The sequence below is a fragment of the Hydrogenophaga sp. OTU3427 genome, assembly GCF_038440225.1.
Lineage (GTDB): Bacteria > Pseudomonadota > Gammaproteobacteria > Burkholderiales > Burkholderiaceae_C > Hydrogenophaga.
On record NZ_JASATI010000109.1, the window covers coordinates 1 to 1004 of the forward strand.

1 protein-coding gene is annotated in these 1004 nt (G+C 71.2%); it reads right to left on the minus strand.

Annotated features, from left to right (window positions below; all coding sequences use genetic code 11):
* Window positions 1–1004, minus strand: a 1004-nt coding sequence (locus tag AAHB17_RS24475; RefSeq protein ID WP_342133668.1) for an amidohydrolase family protein, incomplete at both ends; no start/stop codon positions are given.

A 1004-nucleotide genomic window follows, 5' to 3' on the forward strand; every position in this document is an offset into this window, starting at 1 on the left:
CCGTTGGGGATGTGGCGGAAGGCCACCTCCTCGCCGCCGGGCTTCTTGCCTTCGTCGCCGTCGTAGCAGAAGGGCGCGTGGTCCGAACTGAAGACGGTGAACAGGCCGTCGTTGAGCCCGTCCCAGATCACGCGCTGGTTGGAGGCGTCGCGTGGCGGCGGGCTGCAGACGCAGCGCGCGCCCTGGTAGCTGTCGTCGAGCCCCAAGTCGGCGGCGGTCAGGAACAGGTACTGCGGACAGGTCTCGGCGAACACCTTGAGGCCGTGGGCGCGCGCCCAGCGGATCTGCTCCACCGCCTCGCGCCCGGACACGTGCACGATCAGGATGGGCACGTCCACCAGCTCGGCCAGCGAGATGGCGCGGTGGGTGGCCTCGCGCTCCACCAGCATGGGGCGGGCGTGGGCGTGGAAACGCGGTGCCGTGCGGCCGGCGGCTTCCAGGCGTTTGGTCAGCCACTCGATGGCGTCGGCGTTCTCGGCGTGGATCATGGCCATGGCGCCGTGCTGGCGCGCCACCGCCAGCACGTCCAGGATCTGGCCGTCGTCCAGCTTGAGGTCGTCGTAGGTCATGTAGACCTTGAACGAGGTGTAGCCCTCAGCGATCAGGGCCGGCAGCTCTTCGTTCAGCACCTGGGGCGTGGGGTCGCTCACGATCAGGTGGAAGGCGTAGTCCACATGGGCCTTGCCTTCGGCGCGGCGGTGGTAGTCGTCCACGGCGGCGCGCAGCGACTGGCCTTTTTCCTGCGCCGCAAAGGGGATCACCGTGGTGGTGCCGCCGCAGGCCGCGCTGCGGGTGCCGGTGTCGAAGTCGTCGGCCATGCGCACCGGTGGGGCCATGGGTTGGTCCAGGTGGCAGTGGGCGTCCACGCCGCCCGGCGTCACCACCCGCCCGGCCGCGTCGATCTCGCGCGCCGCCGCCGGCAGGCCCCGGCCCAGGCTCACGACGCGGCCGCCCTGGATGCCGATGTCGGCGTCAAAGACGTCGCTGGCCGTGGCCACGCGGGC